This window comes from Pseudomonas sp. RW409 (assembly GCF_003184125.1).
Lineage (GTDB): Bacteria > Pseudomonadota > Gammaproteobacteria > Pseudomonadales > Pseudomonadaceae > Aquipseudomonas > Aquipseudomonas chlororaphis_I.
Genome location: NZ_QHHP01000004.1, coordinates 401,434 through 422,627, shown reverse-complemented (window position 1 = coordinate 422,627; position 21,194 = coordinate 401,434). Strand labels below are relative to the sequence as shown.

At 64.1% G+C, this 21,194-nt stretch carries 26 protein-coding genes; 11 read left to right on the top strand and 15 right to left on the bottom strand.

Annotation, left to right across the window (positions count from 1 at the left end):
- Positions 1 to 122 precede the first annotated feature (122 nt).
- Complete coding sequence (locus tag DK261_RS04500) at positions 123 to 770, top strand: TetR/AcrR family transcriptional regulator (protein ID WP_009050360.1); 648 nt, start codon at positions 123 to 125, stop codon at positions 768 to 770.
- Between the two features lie 12 nt (positions 771 to 782).
- On the opposite strand, the gene DK261_RS04495 is transcribed toward DK261_RS04500, so the two are convergent.
- Positions 783 to 1,226 (bottom strand): multidrug/biocide efflux PACE transporter, encoded by a 444-nt coding sequence (locus tag DK261_RS04495; RefSeq protein ID WP_009050361.1) that lies wholly within the window; start codon positions 1,224 to 1,226, stop codon positions 783 to 785.
- A 90-nt stretch (positions 1,227 to 1,316) separates the two neighbouring features.
- Between DK261_RS04495 and DK261_RS04490 the strand changes: the two genes are divergently transcribed.
- Positions 1,317 to 2,171, top strand: a complete 855-nt coding sequence (locus DK261_RS04490) for a LysR family transcriptional regulator (RefSeq protein ID WP_110175334.1) — start codon at positions 1,317 to 1,319, stop codon at positions 2,169 to 2,171.
- A gap of 104 nt (positions 2,172 to 2,275) precedes the next feature.
- Here DK261_RS04490 and DK261_RS04485 read toward each other — a convergent pair whose 3' ends face one another.
- The 4 genes from DK261_RS04485 to DK261_RS04470 form a co-directional block, all read right to left on the bottom strand.
- Positions 2,276 to 3,526 (bottom strand): RNA polymerase sigma factor, encoded by a 1,251-nt coding sequence (locus DK261_RS04485; RefSeq protein WP_110175333.1) that lies wholly within the window; start codon positions 3,524 to 3,526, stop codon positions 2,276 to 2,278.
- The gene (locus tag DK261_RS04480; RefSeq protein ID WP_009050364.1) at positions 3,526 to 4,017 is read right to left on the bottom strand and encodes an SRPBCC family protein; all 492 of its coding nucleotides are present in this window, start codon (positions 4,015 to 4,017) and stop codon (positions 3,526 to 3,528) included. Before DK261_RS04480 ends, DK261_RS04485 begins: the two co-directional genes overlap by 1 nt.
- Positions 4,018 to 4,069: 52 nt before the next feature.
- Positions 4,070 to 4,414 carry a YciI family protein gene (locus DK261_RS04475; RefSeq protein WP_007925146.1) on the bottom strand — a complete coding sequence of 115 codons (345 nt, stop codon included), beginning with the start codon at positions 4,412 to 4,414 and terminating at the stop codon, positions 4,070 to 4,072.
- A gap of 67 nt (positions 4,415 to 4,481) precedes the next feature.
- The gene (locus DK261_RS04470) at positions 4,482 to 4,916 is read right to left on the bottom strand and encodes a nuclear transport factor 2 family protein (RefSeq protein WP_063432714.1); all 435 of its coding nucleotides are present in this window, start codon (positions 4,914 to 4,916) and stop codon (positions 4,482 to 4,484) included.
- A gap of 185 nt (positions 4,917 to 5,101) precedes the next feature.
- On the opposite strand from DK261_RS04470, the gene DK261_RS04465 reads away from it, so the two are divergent.
- Both DK261_RS04465 and DK261_RS04460 read left to right on the top strand, forming a co-directional pair.
- A complete protein-coding gene (locus DK261_RS04465; protein WP_009050366.1) occupies positions 5,102 to 5,599 on the top strand; it encodes an N-acetyltransferase in 498 nt (165 codons plus the stop codon).
- Between the two features lie 20 nt (positions 5,600 to 5,619).
- On the top strand, positions 5,620 to 6,225 hold the full coding sequence (locus DK261_RS04460) for a pyridoxamine 5'-phosphate oxidase family protein (RefSeq protein ID WP_110175332.1): 606 nt from the start codon (positions 5,620 to 5,622) through the stop codon (positions 6,223 to 6,225).
- 167 nt (positions 6,226 to 6,392) lie between these two features.
- On the opposite strand, the gene DK261_RS04455 is transcribed toward DK261_RS04460, so the two are convergent.
- The 5 genes from DK261_RS04455 to DK261_RS04435 form a co-directional block, all read right to left on the bottom strand.
- Complete coding sequence (locus DK261_RS04455; protein ID WP_016703877.1) at positions 6,393 to 6,734, bottom strand: hypothetical protein; 342 nt, start codon at positions 6,732 to 6,734, stop codon at positions 6,393 to 6,395.
- Entirely contained in the window at positions 6,712 to 6,993 is a 282-nt protein-coding gene (locus DK261_RS04450) for a type II toxin-antitoxin system Phd/YefM family antitoxin (RefSeq protein WP_009050369.1), read from the bottom strand. The genes DK261_RS04455 and DK261_RS04450 overlap by 23 nt, the downstream gene beginning before the upstream one ends.
- 92 nt (positions 6,994 to 7,085) lie before the next feature.
- On the bottom strand, positions 7,086 to 7,589 hold the full coding sequence (locus DK261_RS04445; RefSeq protein WP_009050370.1) for a GNAT family N-acetyltransferase: 504 nt from the start codon (positions 7,587 to 7,589) through the stop codon (positions 7,086 to 7,088).
- A 309-nt stretch (positions 7,590 to 7,898) separates the two neighbouring features.
- The gene (locus tag DK261_RS04440; RefSeq protein WP_009050371.1) at positions 7,899 to 8,387 is read right to left on the bottom strand and encodes a GyrI-like domain-containing protein; all 489 of its coding nucleotides are present in this window, start codon (positions 8,385 to 8,387) and stop codon (positions 7,899 to 7,901) included.
- Positions 8,388 to 8,453: 66 nt separating this feature from the next.
- Entirely contained in the window at positions 8,454 to 9,116 is a 663-nt protein-coding gene (locus DK261_RS04435) for a LysE family translocator (protein WP_009050372.1), read from the bottom strand.
- 254 nt (positions 9,117 to 9,370) lie between these two features.
- On the opposite strand from DK261_RS04435, the gene alaC reads away from it, so the two are divergent.
- Positions 9,371 to 10,582, top strand: a complete 1,212-nt coding sequence (gene alaC, locus DK261_RS04430; RefSeq protein WP_007925133.1) for an alanine transaminase — start codon at positions 9,371 to 9,373, stop codon at positions 10,580 to 10,582.
- Positions 10,583 to 10,745: 163 nt separating this feature from the next.
- On the opposite strand, the gene DK261_RS04425 is transcribed toward alaC, so the two are convergent.
- Complete coding sequence (locus tag DK261_RS04425) at positions 10,746 to 12,098, bottom strand: GntP family permease (RefSeq protein ID WP_009050373.1); 1,353 nt, start codon at positions 12,096 to 12,098, stop codon at positions 10,746 to 10,748.
- Between the two features lie 83 nt (positions 12,099 to 12,181).
- Positions 12,182 to 12,715: a gluconokinase gene (locus tag DK261_RS04420; protein WP_007925131.1), complete on the bottom strand. Its 534-nt coding sequence runs from the start codon at positions 12,713 to 12,715 to the stop codon at positions 12,182 to 12,184.
- A 215-nt stretch (positions 12,716 to 12,930) separates the two neighbouring features.
- Between DK261_RS04420 and DK261_RS04415 the strand changes: the two genes are divergently transcribed.
- Complete coding sequence (locus tag DK261_RS04415) at positions 12,931 to 13,962, top strand: LacI family DNA-binding transcriptional regulator (protein ID WP_110175331.1); 1,032 nt, start codon at positions 12,931 to 12,933, stop codon at positions 13,960 to 13,962.
- Between the two features lie 7 nt (positions 13,963 to 13,969).
- Here DK261_RS04415 and DK261_RS04410 read toward each other — a convergent pair whose 3' ends face one another.
- Complete coding sequence (locus DK261_RS04410) at positions 13,970 to 14,587, bottom strand: LysE family transporter (RefSeq protein WP_009050375.1); 618 nt, start codon at positions 14,585 to 14,587, stop codon at positions 13,970 to 13,972.
- Positions 14,588 to 14,653: 66 nt separating this feature from the next.
- Here DK261_RS04410 and DK261_RS04405 point away from each other — a divergent pair, with 66 nt between their 5' ends.
- Positions 14,654 to 15,616 (top strand): LysR substrate-binding domain-containing protein, encoded by a 963-nt coding sequence (locus tag DK261_RS04405; protein ID WP_110175330.1) that lies wholly within the window; start codon positions 14,654 to 14,656, stop codon positions 15,614 to 15,616.
- A gap of 10 nt (positions 15,617 to 15,626) precedes the next feature.
- On the opposite strand, the gene DK261_RS04400 is transcribed toward DK261_RS04405, so the two are convergent.
- Positions 15,627 to 16,550: a LysR family transcriptional regulator gene (locus tag DK261_RS04400; RefSeq protein ID WP_041984547.1), complete on the bottom strand. Its 924-nt coding sequence runs from the start codon at positions 16,548 to 16,550 to the stop codon at positions 15,627 to 15,629.
- A 148-nt stretch (positions 16,551 to 16,698) separates the two neighbouring features.
- On the opposite strand from DK261_RS04400, the gene DK261_RS04395 reads away from it, so the two are divergent.
- From DK261_RS04395 to DK261_RS04380, 4 genes are all read left to right on the top strand, one after another.
- The gene (locus tag DK261_RS04395; protein ID WP_009050378.1) at positions 16,699 to 17,130 is read left to right on the top strand and encodes a PACE efflux transporter; all 432 of its coding nucleotides are present in this window, start codon (positions 16,699 to 16,701) and stop codon (positions 17,128 to 17,130) included.
- Between the two features lie 83 nt (positions 17,131 to 17,213).
- Positions 17,214 to 17,843, top strand: coding sequence for a glutathione S-transferase family protein (locus DK261_RS04390; RefSeq protein ID WP_053269746.1), 630 nt, complete (start codon positions 17,214 to 17,216; stop codon positions 17,841 to 17,843).
- Between the two features lie 289 nt (positions 17,844 to 18,132).
- Positions 18,133 to 19,554, top strand: a complete 1,422-nt coding sequence (locus DK261_RS04385) for an MFS transporter (protein ID WP_038634407.1) — start codon at positions 18,133 to 18,135, stop codon at positions 19,552 to 19,554.
- 179 nt (positions 19,555 to 19,733) lie between these two features.
- Positions 19,734 to 20,243 carry a hypothetical protein gene (locus DK261_RS04380; RefSeq protein WP_009050381.1) on the top strand — a complete coding sequence of 170 codons (510 nt, stop codon included), beginning with the start codon at positions 19,734 to 19,736 and terminating at the stop codon, positions 20,241 to 20,243.
- Positions 20,244 to 20,310: 67 nt separating this feature from the next.
- Here the strand turns inward: DK261_RS04380 and DK261_RS04375 are convergent, their stop codons facing one another.
- On the bottom strand, positions 20,311 to 21,183 hold the full coding sequence (locus DK261_RS04375; RefSeq protein ID WP_028683202.1) for a LysR family transcriptional regulator: 873 nt from the start codon (positions 21,181 to 21,183) through the stop codon (positions 20,311 to 20,313).
- Positions 21,184 to 21,194 lie beyond the last annotated feature (11 nt).

Below are 21,194 nucleotides of genomic sequence, written 5' to 3'. Positions count from 1 at the left end.
GCGGAGGGCGCTGATCCATGGCGCGTATTCTCTGCAAAAGTAGAGGATGGTGTCTAGTTTTACCTGAGGACTGCAAACGCTCTGGTGCGCCATAATGTATGCTCCTTGCCGCCTCTCAGACCATGAACGATTCAAAAATGCTCCCGGCCAAAAACCCGCGCTCGCCGAAACAGACTCGTGGCCATGAACGGGTCACGGCGATTCTCGACGCCTGCGCCCACCTGCTGGTCAGCCAGGGAGTGGCCAGCCTGACCATGCATGGCATCGCGCGCGAAGCCGGCACCTCCATCGGTTCGCTGTACCACTTCTTCAGCGACAAGCAGAGCGTGCTCGACGCCCTGGGCCAGCGCCATATCGACGCCATCGACCAGATCACCGCCAACCTCCTGGCCATCGACCCGGCCACCTGGGTCGAGTTGAACAGCCAGGAGGTGATCGACCGGATGATCATGCCGATCATGGAATACCTCGAGACCCACCCCGACCTGCTGCAGATGATCAGCCCCACCTTCGCCCCCGGCCAGCTCCAGGCCCCGGACGTTCATGCGCGGATCCAGGAAACCTACGACCGCATGCTCGCCCTGCGCCTGCCCACCGCCAGCGCCACGGAACGCGACGCCTACGTGACGGCCATGCGCGGATTGCCCATCGGCCTGTTCCAGGTTGCTCTGGAGAATAGTCAGCTCAAGAGCATTCTGCTGCTGCAGGAAGTGCCCAGGGCGATGAAGGCCTACCTCGAGGCCATCGAACGGCACCACGCCGCCCGCTGACCCCTGCTGTTTTCAACTGGCGCGATCGAGCGGGCGACGCAGCATCAACCGCTCCCGCACCAGGTCGTAACCCCAGTGATAGACATAGGTGTACGGCAGGAAGAACAGCAGCACGCCGAGGTCGAGAATCAGCGCCTGCATCAGGCTGACCTGCAGCCACCAGGCAATCAGCGGCACGCTCACCGCCACCAGGCCACCCTCGAACAGCAGCGCATGGGCGACCCGGTTCCAGCCGCTGGGTGCCAGGGCCAGGCGCTTGAGCAGGCGGTCGAACAGGCCATTGAAGACCACGTTCCAGGCCAGGGCGATCAGGCCGATGGCGATGGTCGCCACGCCCATGTCGACAAACGGCTTGTCCATGATCCAGGCCAGCAGCGGCGTACACAGCGCGAACGCCAGCAACTCGAAGCCCACGGCCTGGAAAACGCGTTCGGTCAAGGATTTGGTGCTGCTCATGATCCGGCTCCCGCCAGTGAATGTGGTTGCCATGATCACCTCCCTTCCCGATACTTCATAATCAGTAACCATCGATCAAGGCGATAGTTTATGGCCTCACACGAAGTACTGCTGGCCTTTGTCCAGGCGGCCACCCAAGGCTCGTTTTCCGCCGCCGCGCGCAAGCTCGGCAAGAGCCAGTCGACCATCAGCGCGGCGGTGGCGAGCCTGGAGATCGACCTCGACCTGCAACTGTTCGACCGCAGCAGCCGCAAGCCCACCCTCACCCCGCAAGGCCGCGTCATGCTGCAACGGGCCGAAGACATCCTGGCCGCCACCAGCCGCCTGGAAATGGCCGCCAGCCAGCTGGCCCAGGGCGTGGAAGCCAAGCTCACGGTGGCCCTGTCCGACACCTATCAGTCGGATCGTTTCGAAACCTCGCTGAGCGCCTTCGAACAGCGCTACCCGGACCTGGAACTGGAATGCCTGATCGCCGAATGCGACGACCTGATTGAGCTGGTCCAGCGCGGCCGGGCGCAGATCGCCTTCGCCGAAATGCAGCCCGACTACCCGGCGGACCTGGACCATGCGACGGTGGACGAGCGCACGGAAATCGCCCTGTTCGTGTCGCGCAATCACCCCTTGGCGGCGCTGAAACATATCGACCAGGCCCGGCTGCAACAGCACCGCGAACTGCGCCTGGCGACCATCGTCAACCCCTACGACAGCCGGGCCAAGGGCCGGGTATGGTCGGCGCCGAGCTACCTGATGCTGCTGGAAATGGCCCAGGGCGGTTTTGGCTGGGCGCCCCTGCCGCGCTGGCTGGTGGAGCGTTTCGGCGCCGACAGCCTGGTGGAAATCGATGCCCGTGGCTGGCCGCGTAACGTGGCGGTCGATGCCCTGTGGTCGCGCCTGCACCCACCTGGCCCGGCGGGCGGCTGGTTGCTGGGGCGGATGCTGGAATAGTCGCGACGATCGGCCGGAACGGCTGCGGCGTATTCGAAATCGCCGAAGGCCTTCGGCCTTATCGCAGCCTGCGGCAGCGGCTACAGGGTTCGCCAGGATTCAACTCAGAGGGTTTTCAGTGCTTCGAGTCTGTTCTCGATAAAGCGCCGTTCCGGTTCCTGGCGGGTCAGTTCCAGGGCCCGCAGATAGGCTTGCCGCGCCGGCTCCACCCGCCCCAACTGCCGGCAGAACTCGGCCCGCGCCGAATGGGCCAGGTGGTAATCCTGCAATTCGCCCCGGGCCAGGATCGCCTCGACCCGCTCCAGGCCGGCCAGCGGCCCGTCCCGCTGAGCGATGGCGGCCGCGCGGTTCAATTCGATCACTGGCGAGGGCATGGCACGCAACAACACGTCATACAGGCCAATGATCTGCTGCCAGTCGGTTTCCCCAGCCGTCGCCGCCTCGACATGCACCGCCGCGATTGCCGCTTGCAGGCAGTACGGGCCGAAACGCCGGGTGCCCAGGGCGTGCTCCACCAGGGCACAGCCCTCGGCGATCAGTTCGCGGTCCCACAGCGAGCGGTCCTGTTCGTCCAGCAGCACCAGCTCCCCGGTGGCCGAGGTCCGTGCCCGGCGCCGCGACTCATGCAGCAGCATCAAGGCCAGCAAGCCCATCACTTCCGGTTCCGGCAGCAGTTCCAGCAACAAGCGCCCGAGGCGGATTGCCTCGTGGGTCAGGTCCTCGCGGGTCAACTCGGCGCCCATCGATGCCGAATAGCCTTCGTTGAACACCAGGTAAATCACCCGCAACACGCTGTCCAGGCGCTCGGGCAGCTCACCCAGGGACGGCACCTGATAAGGGATGTGCGCATCGCGGATCTTGGCCTTGGCGCGCACGATGCGCTGGGCGATGGTGGCCGGCGTCGAGAGAAAGGCGCGGGCGATTTCCTCGGTGGTCAGGTCGCAGATTTCCCGCAGAGTCAGCGGCACCTGGGCGTCCGCCGCCAGCGCCGGGTGGCAGCAGGTGAAGATCAGGCGCAAGCGGTCGTCTTCCAGGTCCTCCTCGCTCCAGTCAGCCTGCTCCAGCTCTTCGAGCTGGCTGACCAGCGTCGCCTGGGACGCGGCGAACCGCGCCCGCCGGCGCAAACCGTCGATGGCCTTGAAACGCCCGGCCGACACCAGCCAGGCCCGCGGATTGTCCGGCACGCCGTCGCGCTGCCAGCGCTCGACCGCGACGAAGAACGCCTCGTGCAAGGCTTCTTCGGCGAGGTCGAAATCCCCCAGCAGGCGGATCAGGGTCGCCAGGATCCGCCGCGACTCGTTGCGATAGACCGTCTCTACCAGCGTCTTGACGCTGTCTTGCGCGGCCGCCGGCATCAGTCCGGCATGCCTCGGGTCACCAGGCTTTCCAGGCGATCCAGGCTCTGCCCCCAGCCCTCGTGGAAACCCATGGCTTCATGGGCCTGCCGGTCCTCTTCGCTCCAGTGCATGGCGCGGGCGGTGTAGAGGGTCTTGCCATCCAGGTCGTCGAAGGTCACCTCGGCGCTCATGAAGGCCTTGCCCGAAGGAATCCAGCCCGGCAGGAAGGCGTCGGTGAACACCAGCCGCCGCGGCGCATCTATCTCCAGGAACACGCCCATGGTCGGGTACTCATTGCCGTCCGGGGCGCGCATCAGGGTGCGAAACTGGCCGCCGACCCACAGGTCCATTTCACACTCGGGGGTGGTCATGCCGTGGGGCCCCCACCATTGCACCAGCAACTGCGGTTCGGTCCAGGCGCGGAACAGCTTGCCGGGCGGCGCATCGATCAGGCGACTGATGGACAGCTCATATTGGGCGGGCGCAGGGCCCAGGCTGCGGTCGGTCATTGCGAAACTCCTGCTTATGATTGTTTTCAGGGCTCGTTTTCCAAGGTGGCGATCAGGGATTCAACTCGCGCACCGGGCGCACCTCGACGCTGCCGACCCGGGCCGCCGGGATGTTGCCGGCGACCTGGATGGCTTCGTTGAGGTCCTTGGCATCGATCAGGTAGAACCCGGCCAACTGTTCCTTGGTTTCGGCGAACGGGCCGTCGGTGATCGACAACCGGCCGCCGCGCATGCGCACCGTGGTCGCGGTCTGCACCGACTCCAGGGCCTCGGCGGCGAGCATCCGGCCGCTGCCCTGCACCGACTCGGCGTAGGCCATGCACTCGGCGTCCTTCGGGCTCTCCGGCAGGCTGTGCAACAGCTGTTCGTCGCTGTAGACCAGGCATAGGTATTTCATGGGGCTCTCCTCGATCGAGCTGATCAACTATGGCTGCAGTTTCAGGTTTTGGCGAAAAACCCGACGATCAGGGTTGCAGGTCGAACAGCACGGTGCCGCTCATCATGTCGAAGGGTGCCGACCAGTGTTCGTGGACCACTTTCCACTGCCCACCAATACGCTGGTAACCCGCGGTCACGCGCATCCAGCAGGCCTTGGTCTCGCCCTTGTCGTCGGTGCCGCCACAGTGGGCCAGCCAGTGGGCGAAGGCGATGTCGTTGGCGCCGACTATGTGCAGTTGCTCGAAGTCGAAGATGCCAGGGCCGGGGCAGACTTCCATGCAGGCCTTCCAGTGCGCGCGGTAGGCTTCCTTGCCCTTGAATTGCAACGCGGTCACCGCGTCGAACGAGGTGATGTCGTCGGCGTAGTAGCTGACGATGCGGTCGATGTCCTTGACCATCACGGCCTGGCGCCAGGCGTCGATCAGGCTGCGGATTTCGCTTTCGGTGGTTTGGGCGTTCATGGCAGTTCTCCTTGCGATTGAGTGACACGGGCTCAAGGTGGCCGCCGCAGGGCGACCGTTAAATCGTGAAGACACCCTTAGTCGTCTGGCCGCCCGGCAAATCGACAAGGCCAGGAAAAAAAACCGGGACCCCGGGCAAAATCGCTAGAATCGCCACTCCCGCAGCCCACCCTCAGTGCCCGGATATGGATAGCCCAACGACCACCCGACTCGTGCCCTACGAACAGCTCGACGCCACGCAATTGCAGCAGCTCGACGCGCTCGAGGTGCACCCGCAGCAGAAGAGTTATTCCGGCGATATCTACACCGCGCTGCATACCCTGCTCAAGGCGCCGGAGCCCGGGATCAAGGGCTTCGCCCTATTGGCCGACGAAGTTCCGGTGGCGTTCCTGCTGCTCAAGCGCCCGCCGTTCCTGCCCCATTGGGCCGACCCCGACACCGCCACCCTGCATGCCTTGCAGGTCGATCACCGGGTCCAGGGCCAGGGCTATGGCCGCGCCTGCCTGCAAGCCCTGCCCGCCGCCGCTCGCCAGGCCTGGCCGGAGATCAAGGGGCTGATGCTGTCGGTGGACGCGGACAACGCAGCGGCCTTCAACCTCTACCTGAAGCAAGGCTGGGTCGACAGCGGCGAGGCCTACCGGGGCCGCATCGGCTACGAACGCCGCCTGGCCCTGATTTTCTGACGTTACCCAGGAGAAGCATGATGCTGACCACCCTCGAGCAACTGGAAGCGATCTACGGCCAACCCCTCGAACGGGCCGTGCGCAAGGAAATCCCCTTCCTCAACCCGGACTACCAGGCCATGGTGCACGCCTCGCCGCTGGTGATCCTGAGCACCAGCGGCCCCGACGGCATGGACGGCTCGCCCCGCGGCGATGTCCCGGGTTTCGTGCGGATCATCGACGAGCGCACCCTGGCCCTGCCCGACCGCCCGGGCAACAACCGCATCGACAGCCTGCGCAATATCGTCAGCGACCCGCGGGTGGCCCTGCTGTTCATCATCCCGGGCATCGGCGAGACCCTGCGGGTCAACGGCCGGGCGCGGATCTCGGCCGAGCCGGCGCTACTGGACAGCTTCGCGGTGAATGGCAAACCGGCGCGCACGGTGATCCTGGTGGACGTCGAGGCGGCCTACTTCCATTGTTCCAAGGCCATCGTGCGTTCCGACCTGTGGAACCCCGAGCACTACCTGGAACGCTCGGCCCTGCCCTCGGCCGGCGCCATCCTCAAGCGCCTCTGCGACGGCCAGTTCGACGCCGACCGCTACGACCGGGAAATGCCGGAGCGGGTGCGCAACAGCCTGTATTGAGGGGTTCTTGTAGGAGCGAAGCTTGCTCGCGATGAAGGTTAACGCGGTACATCAGCCAGACCGCGGCGTCCCTATCGCGGGCAAGCCTCGCTCCTACAGGGGGGTGTCGTGGAATGGCAGGCAGAAAAAAGGGCTGCATCGCTGCAGCCCTTGGGCATTTGTATTGATCACAGCTGCAAGCAGTAGTCGATCAACTGCTTTTCAACGCTCTGTCGTTGGCCGAGCACCAGCGCTACCACAACCAGGTTTTCTGCCGGATAGATTTCATACAGAACCCGCTGGCCCATGGGCAGAAACTCATGGAAATGCGTCACCCCCAGGGAGGCCGCTTGCTGGCAAACAGCATAAGTATGGGCCTGCTCACTCAGGGTCGAGATGATTTGCATAACCAACTGGTCAACGAATTGCCCAGCCTTGCGGGCGCCGCACTGCTGAATCAGGTACTGCTCCAGGGCAATCACACCGTGTTCGGCCGCAGTGGCGAACTCAACCCTGCAGGTTTTCTGCATCTTCGTCTTCTTGTTGCGCTTGACGGCGCTGGGCCAGGCGCTCCAGCAGCGTATCGCCGCTGATCAGCTTGCCTTGCTCTTTGTCGCGCCCGGCGAACGAAAGCAGCTTGATCAAGGCTATCGCCTCATCTCGGCGCTTACGCTCTTCGTAGGACTCGATCACATAAGCCGGAACCCCGTTCTGCGTGACCAGCATGGGCTCGGAGAGGTCGAGATCAGCAGCGTTCTTTTTGACAAAACTGATGGTTTTAATGCGCATGGTTTATCTCCTGCGCTTTGCGCAGCGGTGAATCCAGCGCAGAAGCTGGTCTGAATTTAGACTACAAAAGAACCAGCAGCAAATGACATGTGTTACCGAGGAAGATTCAGCACCATCTCATGCCAGGCCATGCCGCCATGGTCCGACGCCGAGGCCTTGAGGTAGACGAAGCCAAAACGCTCGTACAGCGGCACATGCCGTTCCTTGCACATCAGGTTGATGCTCGCCTTGCCCAGGCCGCGCATGCGCTCGATAAAGGCCTCCAGCAAACGCCGGGAAACACCCTGGCCCTGATAGTCCGGATGCACCACCACCGACATGATCACCACATGGGGCCCGGCCGGGTCGTGGCCGATCAGCTCCTTGAAGGCCTCGTCGGCCATCTCGACCTCGAAGGCCGCGCCGGAATTGATGAAGCCGGCCACCACGCCCTCCACTTCGGCGACGATGAAACCCTCGGGCCAGGTGGCGATGCGGGTGGCGATCTTCTCCCGGGTGGCGGCTTCGTCGCCTTCGTAGGCCAGGGTTTCGATGGCGAAGCAGCGGTCCAGGTCAGCGGCGGCGACCTGACGGATCAACAGGCTGGATAAGGTCATGGGGAACAGATCGGCTATGGGAAATGCCGCCGATCATAAAGTAATAAGGCTTGCATATCGAACGGCGGCAAGCCCGTAAAACCTGCATATAGTCGCTGTCATCCGCACGCCGACCGGGTTATTTATCAGGGCTCAATCAATCCCATCCTGGTCGAGTACGGAAGTCGCCATGAGCAATGTTCAGATCGGTTTGCTGGTGCTGTTCGGCATCAGTGCGTTCGGTTTTGTCACCCTGTCCATCGACCTGTGGCGCGCCCGCCGGCCGGGCAAGGGTAAATGACCGGGCCCGTCGCAGGCCCGGTCCGTGGCTCACTGTTCCTTGAGCGGTAGCCAGATTTCCAGCACGCCCTGGCCGGTGTCGGGGTTGAAGTCGGCGCTGTAGCGTTCGAATTCCGGCGCATCGGCGGCTTCGCGCCCGGACTGCGGCAGCCAGGTTTTCCAGATGTACTGGAAGGTCTGCGACAGGCTCGCCAGCGGCCCCTGGTGCTCGAACACCGCGTAGTGCTGCGGCGGCACCTCGACCCAGCGGTACAGCTCGGGCAGGTCGTCGAGCTTGCTGATCTCGACCCCGGCGATGTATTCGAAGCCGCCCTTGCCGTCGGGGTTGCAGCAGAGGCCGTAGGTCACCTCCCCCACCTGGCCGGGGATCTTGCCGAGATGGGGAATGAAGCGTTCCCAGAGTTCAGGAATGCGCTGCGTCGTCTCGGGAGTGAAACGCCCGCCAAGACCGGCGATCAGCAGAAAGCGCCCCTTCTCGAAACGCGGCACCGGCCCGCTGACTTGTTTTTGCTCATCCATGATGCGACTCCTGCCTGAAAAATGGGTTCGGCAGGGAGTATAGAGGCCAAACCCGAATCGCCTGCATCAGAGCGCGGGAAGTTCCGCGACCGCCGCGCCGACAATGAACTCCTGGTAACCGGACAGGATCACGTAGACCGCGAAATAGCAGAAGATCGCCGCAGATGCCAGGTAGGAGTAACGCAACAACTTGTCCCCCAGCAGCTTGCCGCCCTGGGTCGCGGCAAAGCACAGGCCCACGACCCAGGCCAGCCCGGCGCAGAAGAAACCGCTGAGGAACAGCCCGGAGCTGAGCAGGTCGCCGCCACCGGAACGGGCAATCAGGGTCCCGCCCACCGCGGCGAACCAGAGGATCGCGCTGGGGGACGACATGGCCAGGAAAATACCGCGGAAAAACTCCTTGCGCGGCGAACCGTTGTCGACCTCGCCGGTCTCGGCCAACACCGCGCTGTGGTGGATCGCCGAATAGATCATCTTCGCCGCGAAATACACCAGCAGCGCCGACCCGCCGATCCACAACACCCAGCGCACCGCCTCGTACTGCAGCAGCACGGTCATGCCGGCCAGCGCCAGCACCGCGTAGACCAGGTCACCGACACAGGTGCCCAGGCCCAGGCAGAAACCCTGGAAGTAGCCACGCTGCATGGCCAGGGTAATCATCGCGATATTGGCCACGCCTATGTCCAGGCACAGCGAAAGGCTCAGCAGAAAGCCGCTGGTAAACTCCATCATTCATCCTGTTCGATGCGGTTGTTCGAGTGGGGGTATTTAACGCGGGCGGGCCCGGCAAACACAATGCGCAGGCTGCGAATCCCGCCACGACGATGCAAATCCCTGTCCAGGCAGCGCCGCTGCCGGCGAAAAAATAGTTGTCGCCCCCCTCTGGACAGCCTGGCGCCACAGCCCTTATCGTCTGCCCCCAGGCCACCGCAGTGGCCGACGTCGCTCGGACGGTTCCGGGCGCTCACGTACTCGAGGCAACAATGGCCGAACAAGGTTCGCCGCGCCGCTTTGCGCGCATAGATCGACTCCCCCCCTACGTATTCAATATCACTGCCGAGCTGAAGATGGCTGCGCGTCGGCGCGGCGAAGACATCATCGACTTGAGCATGGGTAACCCCGACGGTGCGACTCCTCCGCACATTGTCGAGAAACTGGTCACCGTCGCCCAGCGCGAAGACACCCACGGCTACTCCACCTCCAAAGGTATCCCGCGTCTGCGCCGGGCCATTTCGCGCTGGTACAAGGATCGCTACGAGGTCGATATCGACCCGGAAAGCGAAGCCATCGTCACCATCGGTTCCAAGGAAGGCCTGGCGCACCTGATGCTCGCCACCCTGGACCAGGGCGACACCGTGCTGGTGCCCAACCCGAGCTACCCGATCCATATCTACGGCGCGGTGATCGCCGGCGCCCAGGTGCGTTCGGTGCCGCTGGTGCCGGGCGTGGATTTCTTCGACGAGCTGGAACGGGCCATCCGCGGCTCGATCCCGAAACCGAAGATGATGATCCTCGGCTTCCCCTCCAACCCTACCGCGCAGTGCGTCGAGCTGGACTTCTTCGAACGGGTGATCGCCCTGGCCAAGCAGTACGACGTGCTGGTGATCCACGACCTGGCCTACGCCGACATCGTCTACGACGGCTGGAAAGCCCCGTCGATCATGCAGGTGCCGGGCGCCAAGGACATCGCGGTGGAGTTCTTCACCCTGTCCAAGAGCTACAACATGGCCGGCTGGCGCATCGGCTTCATGGTCGGTAACCCGGAGCTGGTCAGCGCCCTGGCGCGGATCAAGAGCTACCACGACTACGGCACCTTCACCCCGCTGCAGGTGGCGGCCATCGCTGCGCTGGAAGGCGACCAGCAGTGCGTGAAAGACATCGCCGAGCAGTACCGCCAGCGCCGCAATGTGCTGGTCAAGGGCCTGCACGAGCTGGGCTGGATGGTCGAGAATCCCAAGGCTTCGATGTACGTCTGGGCAAAGATTCCCGAGGCCTACGCGCACCTGGGCTCGCTGGAGTTCGCCAAGAAGCTGCTGGCCGAGGCCAAGGTCTGCGTCTCGCCAGGGGTGGGTTTCGGCGAGTACGGCGACGACCATGTGCGTTTCGCCCTGATCGAAAACCAGGACCGCATCCGCCAGGCCGTGCGTGGTATCCGCGGCATGTTCCGCGCCGATGGCCTGGTGCAGAAAGGCTGATACCCACCGACAAACAAGCAGGCACAAAAAAACCGCATCGCTGCGGTTTTTTTGTGCCTGTCTGCCGACCCTGTAGCCGCTGCCGCAGGCTGCGATAAGGACCGAAGGGCCTTCCGGCCATACCGGCCGATCGCAGCCTTCGGCAGCGGCTACAGGGCTCGGCTTACACCACCAGCGACAGCAGCAGGATAAAGATCAGGCCGACCACCGAGAGGATGGTTTCCATCGCGGTCCAGGTCTTGAAGGTTTCCGCCACGGTCATGTTGAAGTACTGCTTCACCAGCCAGAAACCGGCGTCGTTGACGTGGGACAGGATCAGCGAACCGGCACCGGTGGCCAGCACCAGCAGCTCACGGTTGACCCCGGGGATCATGCCGACCACCGGTACCACGATGCCCGCGCCAGTGATGGTCGCCACGGTTGCCGAACCGGTGGCGATGCGAATCACCGCCGCCACCAGCCACGCCAGGAGGATCGGCGAGATCTGTGCGTTGACCGCCATATGGCCGATCACGTCACCCACGCCGCTGGTCACCAGCATCTGCTTGAAGCCACCGCCGGCACCGATGATCAGGATGATCGCCGCGGTCGGCGCCAGGCTGGCGTCGAGCAACTTGAGAATCTGCTTGGAGCCGATGCCCTGGCGCGAACCGAAGGTGTAGAGCGACAGCAGCAAAGCCAGCAGCAGCGCGCTGATCGGGTGACCGATCATGTCCATCCAGATGCGGAAGAAATGCCCGTCCGGGAAGGCCACGTCGGCGAAGGTCTTGAGCAGCATCAGGAACACCGGCAGCAGCACGGTCAGCAGGGTCACGCTGAAGCTCGGCAGGTTGGCCGAGGTGTTTTCGCGTGCCAGCTGGTCCACCAGTTCCTGGGACGGATGACCCGGGATGTGCTTGGCGATGAAGGTGCCGTAGATCGGACCGGCGATGATCGCGGTCGGCAGGGCAACGATCAGGCCGTAGAGAATGGTCTTGCCGATGTCGGCGCCGAACACGCCGATGGCCAGCAGCGGGCCCGGATGCGGCGGCACCAGGCCGTGCACCGCGGACAGGCCGGCCAGCAGCGGGATGCCGATCTTGATGATCGACACGCCGGTGCGCCGGGCGACGATGAACACCAGCGGGATCAGCAGCACGAAGCCGATCTCGAAGAACAGCGGGATGCCCACCAGGAAGGCGGCGAACATCATCGCCCACTGCACCCGCTCCTTGCCGAACGAGCGGATCAGGGTCTGGGCGATCTGATCCGCGCCACCGGATTCGGCCATCATTTTGCCGAGCATGGTGCCCAGCGCGAGGATGATCCCGACGAAACCGAGTACACCACCGAAGCCGTCCTGGAACGCCTTGATGATCTTGTCCACCGGCATGCCCGAAGTCAGGCCGAGGAAACCCGCGGCGATGGTCAGGGCGATGAAGGGATGCAGCTTGAATCGGGTGATCAGCACGATCAGCCCGATAATGGTGACCACTGCGTCTACCAGCAGATAGGTCTCTTGGGACATGCCAAACATGGGGTTGCCTCCGGTTTGTTGTTTTTATTCAAGCGTTAAAAACGTGAGCCGAGTGGGATAGCGCTATCTGTGTGAACCGAAGCTTATCGGGATGAATCCAGCCCGTGCTCCAGCCACCAGCCATGGGCCTGTTCGGCCAGCCGGTCAACGCTGTGGATGGTGGCGTCCAATGCCAGGGTCAGGGGTTCGCCCACGGGAGATTCGAGGGTAGCGAACTGACTGTCGATCAGGGTCGAAGGCATGAAATGCCCCGGACGGTGGGCCACGCGATCGGCGGCCACCTGTGGTGTCAATTGCAGGAAAACGAAGCCCAGGCCGGGCGTGGCGCTGCGCAGGCGGTCGCGGTACTTGCGCTTGAGCGCCGAGCAGGTCAGCACCGGACGCTGTCCGGCGGCCAGGGCACGACGCAACTCGTCGCACAGGCTGTCGAGCCAGCCGGCACGGTCGTCGTCGTTCAGGGGAATACCGGCACTCATCTTGGCGATATTGGCGGCAGGGTGGAACGTATCGCCTTCAATGGCCGTGGCGCCGCTGCGCTGGCACAGCGCTTCACTGACGCTGGACTTGCCGCAGCCGGCAACGCCCATGATGACCAGGGCGGTGATGGGTTGACTCATGTAACACCTCAGCGCGCAGACAGCGCTACCTTCGCTCTTGAAAATGCTAGTGCAAAAATAGTTTCTGCCGACGCCTTCTTGTCATTTTTGTGGGTTGCCGCGTATATAGGCCGCGAAACCAAAGAGTGCGGGTCAGGCCGACCGCGCTCACGCATTGCAGCTGTTTCGAGACAGCGCTACCTTAGTGACTTGAATTTTGTTTGGCAAGCCGTCTGATGACCTCCTCCAAGAACGATAAAAATACCCGCACCACGGGGCGCCCTACCCTCAACGAAGTCGCGCGCCTGGCCGGCGTCAGCCCGATCACCGCCTCGCGAGCGCTGCGCGGCATCGACACGGTGGCCACCGAACTGGTGGAAAAGGTGCGCAAGGCCGCCAGCGAACTCAACTACGTGGTCAACCCCGCCGCGCGCGCCCTGGCCTCGGCCCAGAGCCATTCGGTGGTGGTGCTGGTGCCGTCGCTGTCCAACCTGCTGTTCATCGACACCCTGGAAGCCATTCATCAGGTTCTGCGGCCCAAGGGCTTCGAAGTGCTGATCGGCAACTTCCACTATTCCCCCGACGAAGAAGAAAACCTGCTGCGCAACTACATGGCCTACCAGCCACGAGGTTTGCTGCTGACCGGCTTCGACCGGACCGAAAGTGCCCGACGGATGGTCGAAACCAGCAACGTCCCCTGCGTCTACATGATGGACCTCAACCCCGAGGCCGGCCTGAACTGCGTGGGCTTCTCCCAGCACAACGCCGGGGAAACCGCCGCCGAGCACCTGATCTCCCGCGGCCGCAAGCGCCTGGCCTACATCGGCGCCCAGCTCGACCAGCGCACCCTGATGCGCGGCGAAGGTTTCCGCCGTGGCCTGGAGAAAGCCGGCCTGTACGACCCGAAACTGGAAGTCCTCACCCCGCGCCCGTCGTCGGTGGGCCTGGGTGGTGAACTCTTCCTGCAACTGCTGCACAGCCACCCGGACGTCGACGCAATCTTCTTCGGCAACGACGACCTGGCCCACGGCGCCCTGCTGGAAGCCATGCGCTGCGGCATCAGGATCCCCGAGCAAGTGGCGGTGATGGGCTTCAACGACCTGCCCGCCTCCGCGCACATGGTGCCGCGCCTGAGCAGCATCAGCACCCCGCGCGAAGCCATCGGCCGCCGCGCCGCGGAGCAGCTGCTGACCCTGATGGCCGGTAACAGCGTGGCCAAGCCGGTGGTGGACATGGGCTTCGAATTGAAGGTGCGCGAGAGCACCTGAGCCGCGTTCAGGAACGCAGGCTCAGGGCGCTGAGCAGCACACCGAAGCCCACCAGCAGAACGCCGAACAGCTGGTCGATACGCCGCTTGTAAGCCATGAGCCGGGCCCGGATGCCCGGCGTCGAGAAGAACAGCGCCACCGCCACGAACCACAGCACATGGGCCAGGACAATGATCGCGCCATAGCCGATCCGCACACCCGGCGCGGTCCCCGGCTGCATCACCTGCATGAACAGGCTGACCACAAAAATCATGGTCTTGGGGTTCAGCGCATTGGTCAAAAAGCCGGTGCGCAGCGCCGTCCATGCCGAAACCCGCGGCGTATCCATCGCCACCTCCTCCTCGACTGCGCGAGTACGCAGCATCCGGATACCGAGATAAACCAGGTACAGCGCCCCGGCGATCTTTAACGCGCCGAACAACAGCAGCGACTCCTTGACCAGCAGGCCGACGCCAAACAGCGTGTAGCCGATATGCAGCATCACCCCGAGCCCGATCCCCAGTGCCGTGAACACCCCATGCCGACGCGACAGCACCAGGCTGTTGCGCGTGACCATGGCAAAATCCGGCCCCGGGCTCAGCACCGCCAGCACAGTGATGGTGATTACCACTAACAGTTCAGTCATTTTCAAACGCCTTCGCTATAGAATCCGGCCCATACTTTATGAGCACGAACCCTCACAGAGCGAACGATGAAAACTGACATTTTCGGTGATAAAAAATCACAGACAATCAATCGCCGCCTGCCGCCCCTGAGCGCCCTGCGCTGTTTCGAGGCCGCCGCTCGCCTGGAGAGCTTCACCCGCGCCGGCGAAGCCCTGCACCTGACCCACGGCGCCATCAGCCGTGCCGTGCGCGCCCTGGAAGAAGACCTCGGCACGCGGTTGTTCGAGCGTCGCAGCCACCGGGTATTTCTCACCGAGGCCGGCCGCGAATTGCTGCACAGCGTGGAGCATGCCTTCGACCTGATCGACGCCGCCGCACGCAAACTGCGAACGCCGGACAAGGCCGCGACCCTGGTGCTGTCCTGCGAACCGACCCTGCTGATGCGCTGGCTGATTCCCCGGATCCCGGCATTCTTCGCCGCTCATCCGGATATCCCCCTGCAACTGGTGGCCGGCGGCGGGCCCTTCGCTTTTGCTCAAGGCATCGACCTGGCAATCCGCCGCAACGACTTTCCCTGGCCGCCGCACACCCATGCGCAGTGGCTGTTCGATGAAGCCATCGGCCCGGTATGCCGCCCGGAACAGGCCGCCCACTGGGCACGCAATGCAGCAGGCACGGCCCAGTTATCGAGCACTGCGCCGCGCCTGCACAGTGCGACCCGGGCGCAGGCCTGGGAGCAATGGTTGACCCTCAAGGGAATGGAACAGGCGCCGGGCAAGGAGCAGGTCTTCGAGCATTTCTACTTCAGCCTGCAAGCAGCAGTCGCCGGGTTGGGACTGGCGATCGCGCCCTGGCAACTGGTGCGCGACGACCTGGAGTCGGGCCTGCTGGTCGCGCCTTTCGGCTTTATCGCCGACGGCAGCGCTTACTACCTGTTGTCACCCGAGACGATCGAACCCAACTCAGCCGTCGCCCGCTTGCTCGAATGGCTGCGCCACCAGGCGCTGCCGGGCAGCGAGCCGCACGACGCCACCCGCCCAGGCACATGAGCGGAAGCTCCTACAGCCTCATCTCTGCATGAGCCTCCGAGGTCAGTGCCGGATCCTGCCCACCCAACAACTGCACAAACGCCTGAGCAGCCTTTTGCAGGGGCTGGTTCTTCAGCCAGACCGCGTGTACCGGCAGCAGCAGGCCGTTGTCGATGTTCTTGAAGGTCAGGCGCTTGAGCCTTCCGGCCTCGAGCAAGGGGGCGATCACCGACTGCGGGAAGTTGCCCCAGCCGATACCGGACTCGACCATATCCAGGGCCATGGCCAGGCTGTCGGTGCGCCAGTAGGACTCGGCGATCAGCGGCCGGGTGTCGCGGATCGGCAGGTCGCGGCTGGCGACCACCACCTGGCGGACGTTGACCAGCTCTTCCAGATAGAGGGTGGCGTCCGGCGCCTCGGGTAACGGATGGCGCGCGGAAATGCAGGCGATCATCCGTTCGCTGCCGACGTACTGGAAATACTCCAGCACGTTCAGGCTGAGCCCGGCGAAAGCCACGCCGACCGCGATCCGGCCAGTGTGCAGCAGCTGCAACACATCGTCCTGGGGCGCACTCAGCACCTCGATGTCGAGCAACGGATGGCGCTCGGCGATCAGCTTGATCGCCGCCAGCACCCGGGACTTGTCGATGTCCTCGACCACGCCGATGGACAGCCGGCTTTCCAACCCCAGGGACAGCTCCACCGCATGCACCTGCAAGTGCTTGAGCTGCTCGGCGATCAGCCGCGCGTGGGGCGCCAGGGCGTTGGCCATGGCGGTGGGCACCGGCTCGCGATGGCTGCGATCGAACAAGGGATAACCCAGCTCCGCCTCGAGGTTGGCGATACCCATGCTCACCGCCGACGGCACCTTGCCCAGGGCCCGCGCCGCCGCGGAAAACGAACCGCGCTCGAGCACGGCGAGAAACAACTGGATGCTGTCGCTGGAGAAATTCATGGGGACGCCTGTCTAGGATGCCGATCTATCAGAAAACCTGAAAGCTTCTGACTTTTTCTGTCAGGCATATTGAAGCTATCTTGCGCCGCATTCGCCAGCCATTCCTGTAAAAGGAGCGGCCCGGGCCAACGAACGCGGAGGAAAAAGCATGCAAGGCATCAAGCGCAAACTGGTTTACGTGTCACTGTTCGAGGTGTTCGGCATGACTTTCTCGGCCCTGGGCCTGGCCTTGCTGTCCGGCACCTCGCCGAGCAGCACCGGTCCGCTGGCGGTGGTGATCACCAGCATCGCGGTGACCTGGAACTTCATCTACACCAGCCTGTTCGAGCGCTGGGAAAGCCGCCAGGTCTCGCGGACCCGCACGGTCAAGCGGCGGATCGCCCACGCCGTGGGTTTCCAGCTGACGTTGATCCTGTTCCTGATTCCGTTGATCGCCTGGTGGATGCACATCAGCCTGGTGCAGGCCTTCCTGCTGGACCTGGCGCTGATCCTGTTCATTCCTTGCTACACCTTCGTCTTCAACTGGCTGTTCGACCGGGTCTTCGGCCTGCCGGCGTCGGCGCTGCCGGACCCGGCCTGAGCATCCCGGCGCAAATCGGCATCGCCGAGAGTCGGCGACGCTGTTAGATTTCCAGGGCCCTCCACCCGCCAAGGAAAGCTCCCATGGGAACCCTGAGAATTCTCGGTAAAGCCTCGTCGATCAACGTCAGAAAAGTGCTGTGGACCTGCGAGGAATTGGGTCTGCCCTACGAACGCGAGGATTGGGGCAGCGGCTTCCAGTCGACCCACACGCCGGAGTTTCTCAAGCTCAACCCCAACGCCCAGGTGCCGGTGCTGATCGATGACGCCGGCGCGCTCTGGGAATCCAACAGCATCTGCCGTTACCTGACCAGCAAGGTCGCCGGGCAACGACTGCTACCCGGCGAGCCCCGGGCCCGGGCGCTGGTGGAGCAATGGATGGACTGGCAGGCCACGGAACTCAACCCCGCGTGGAGTTACGCCTTCGTCGCCCTGGTCCGGCAGAACCCGGACTTTCAGGACCCGCAGCGGATCGCCGCCGGCCTTCGCGGCTGGAACGCCAAGATGGCCATGCTCGAACAGCAACTGGCGAGCACCGGGGCCTATGTGCTCGGCGAGCAGTTCAGCCTGGCCGATATCGTCCTCGGGCTGTCGGTGCATCGCTGGATGATGACGCCCATGGAGCGCCCCGACTTCCCCGCCGTCGCCGCCTACTACCAACGCCTCAGCGAGCGTCCGGCCTTCCTGCTGCATGGACGCAATGGCATTCCCTGAATCGTCTTTTTCTTCTGTAGGAGCGAGGCTTGCCCGCGATAAGGCCGTCCCAGACACCACCCAACTCGATCCCTGAACCGGTGTTGCGATTACGGGCGCTTTCGCGGGCAAGCCTCGCTCCTACAGACGCTGGATGCCGCTTCGGTTGATGCAGCGGCATAAACCAGCAAAATGTAACGAAATACGACAATAAATCAGCGCATGGCCCATCTTCCGGGCCGGCATTCACAATCATTGATTTCCGTTAGCCAGCTAAGATTCCTCTTCATCGAAACCTGGAATCCCGCCCATGTCGTCCCTCATCCCCACTGTCGCTACCGACGGCCTCGACCCGCTCCGCGCCGCCGATATCTCCGCCCGCATCGATCGCCTGCCCGCCGTCGCCACGGTCTGGCGCCTGGTGGCGCTGCTGTCCATTGGCGGTTTCTTCGAGCTGTATGACCTGTTCCAGACTGCCTATATCAGCCCCGGCCTGATCCGCGACGGGATCTTCGCCACCGGCAGCCAGGGCGTGTTCGGTTTCTCCGACCAGGCGGCCTTCGCCTCGGCGACCTTTCTCGGCCTGTTCCTCGGCGCCAGCCTGCTGAGCCCGATCGCCGACCGCTTCGGGCGCCGGGCGATCTTCACCTTCGCCCTGATCTGGTACACCGTGGCCACGGTGCTGATGGGCGTGCAGACCTCGGCCCTGGGGGTCATCGGCATGCGCTTTCTGGTGGGCATCGGCCTGGGTATCGAGCTGGTGACCATCGACGCCTACCTCTCTGAACTGGTGCCCAAGCACATGCGCAGTTCGGCCTTCGCCTTTGCCTTTTTCGTGCAGTTTCTTTCGGTGCCGGCGGTGGCGCTGATGTCCTGGTGGCTGGTGCCGCAAGACCCGTTCGGCATCGCCGGCTGGCGCTGGGTGGTGCTGGCCAGCGCGGTGTTCGCGCTGTTTATCTGGTGGTTGCGTTCACGCCTGCCGGAGTCGCCGCGCTGGCTGGCCCAGCATGGGCGCTTCGCCGAGGCCGAGCGGATCATGGACGGCATCGAGGCACGCTGCGCCAAGGACCATGGCAAGCCGCTGGACACCCCGCAGCCCGAGGCCCTCGGCGTCCAGGGTTCGGGGCGCTTCGCCGATATCTGGCAACCGCCCTATCGGCGCCGGGCGCTGATGCTGATCGTGTTCCATGTGTTCCAGGCCATCGGCTTCTTCGGTTTCGGCAACTGGCTGCCGGCGCTGCTCTCGGGCCAGGGCGTAAGCGTCACCCACAGCCTGATGTACGCCTTCATCATCACCCTCGCCTATCCACTGGGGCCGCTGCTGTTCGTCAAGTTCGCCAACCGCTTCGAGAACAAGTGGCAGATCGTCGGCTCGGCCCTTGGCGCCATGACCTTCGGCACCCTGTTCGCCTGGCAGAGCACGGCCCTGGGGCTGATCGTCTGCGGGGTGATGATCACCTTCTGCAACGCCTGGCTGAGCTTCAGTTACCACTCCTATCAAAGCGAGTTGTTCCCCACCAATATCCGCGCCCGGGCGGTAGGTTTCTGCTATTCGTTCAGCCGCCTGTCGACGGTGTTCAGCAGCCTGTTGATCGGCTTTTTCCTAGACCGCTTCGGCACGCCCGGGGTCCTGACGTTCATCGTCAGCAGCATGCTGATCGTGATGTTCACCATCGGCCGTTTCGGCCCGCGTACCCGCAACCTGGCCCTGGAGAATATCGCCCACCGTTGACCGGTCGCCGCTGGCCGCAAGCGGCAAGGCTTGTCCGCCGCGTGCCGCCAGCCTTGCCGGGCAACCGGCGCAGAGCCCCAATGCAGAGCCCTGTTCCAGGGCCCTGCAGAGCGCTCCAGCACGGCGGCATGCAACTTGCTGCTCAGCCTGCGATAGCCCTTACACACAGGTACCCAATCATGTTGGTCAGTGCCCAGAAAACCTCGGCGATCCAGCCCACCCAGCGGTCCGACATGGACCCGAGCACCGCGGCCGCCAGCGCGCTGTACAGCGGTTTGATGCAGAACGTGCAGAACGCGGCAAGCTTCCAGACATCCCAGGCCGTGCAGCAGGCCAGCAACACGGTCAACGACAATGTCGCGGCGGCCTTCGCCAAGACCCGCGTGCTGCTCCAGGCCACCCCGCCGACCGCCAGCACCGCGCAGGCCAATAGCGCGACCCAGAGCTCGGCCCTGGACGAGTTCAAGGACTACATGAGCAAGTCCCCTGAGCAGCGTATGCGCGACCGCATCCTCGAGGAGATGGGCATTACCGAGGAAGACCTGAAAAACATGCCGCCGGAGAAACAGCAGGCGGTGGCTCAGGAAATTGCCCAGCGGGTCCAGGACAAGCTGAAGCTGGCGCAAGTCGAGAAGGACGCCAGCGGCGTCGATAAGCAAGTCACCGACAAGTTCCTCGCGGCGCTTTAAAAGCAGTCAGTCGAAACAGGGTTCCCCATGGGAACCCTTTTTCATGGGTCGGCTTGAGCGGCTGCGCTCAGCCCTGGGCCAGCATGTCGAGCAAGGCCCGCAGCGCCGGCGACGGCTCGCTGCCCTCGGCCAGCACCAGGGCAAAGGTGCGCGGGATCGGCACGTCCAACGGCAGTACGCACAACCCGTGGCGTTGCTCCGGCAAGGTCATCTGCGGCACCAGCGTCACCCCCACCTGCTCGCGAACCAGGGTAAAGGCGCTGCTCCACTCCCGCACCTCGACCCGCACATCCGCCAGCTCCAGGCCGGCATCCGCCGCCAGGCTGCGGGCATTCACCGAACAGCCGCCGGTGGCCAGTACGAAGGGTTGGCCCACCAGTTCCTGCAAGGTCACCCCCTGCTCCTGAGCGCGGCGCGCCAGGGCATGCCCAGCCGGCAGCACCGCCACCCAGGCATCGCGCCCCAGCAGGCCGACGCTGCGCTCGGGCGCAGGATTGAGCAGCACCCCGACATCGATCAATCGCGCTTCGAGCAAGGCCTCGACCTCGTCGTCGCTGACCTCCAGCGCCACCACCTGGATACCCGGATACAACTGCTTGAAGCGCCGCAGCAGCGGCGGCAGGAAAGTCGCCAGCACCATGGGGAAACTCGCCAGGCGAATGGTGCCGCGCTGGATGTCCCGGCAGGCGTCCGCGGTGTCGCGGATGTTCTGCAACGCCGCGAGCATCAGCCGCGCCTGTTCGACCACCTGCTCACCGACGGCGGTGGGCAGGGTCTGGCGGTTCTCCCGGGTGAACAGCTGCACGCCCAGGTTGTCTTCGAGCAGCGCCAGGGCCTGGCTGGCGCCGGACTGGGTCATGCCGACCCGCTCGGCGGCACGGGTGATGTTGCCGGTATCCGCCACGGCCACCAGCATCCGCCAGTGCATCAGGTTCATCATGGCAGTAGCTG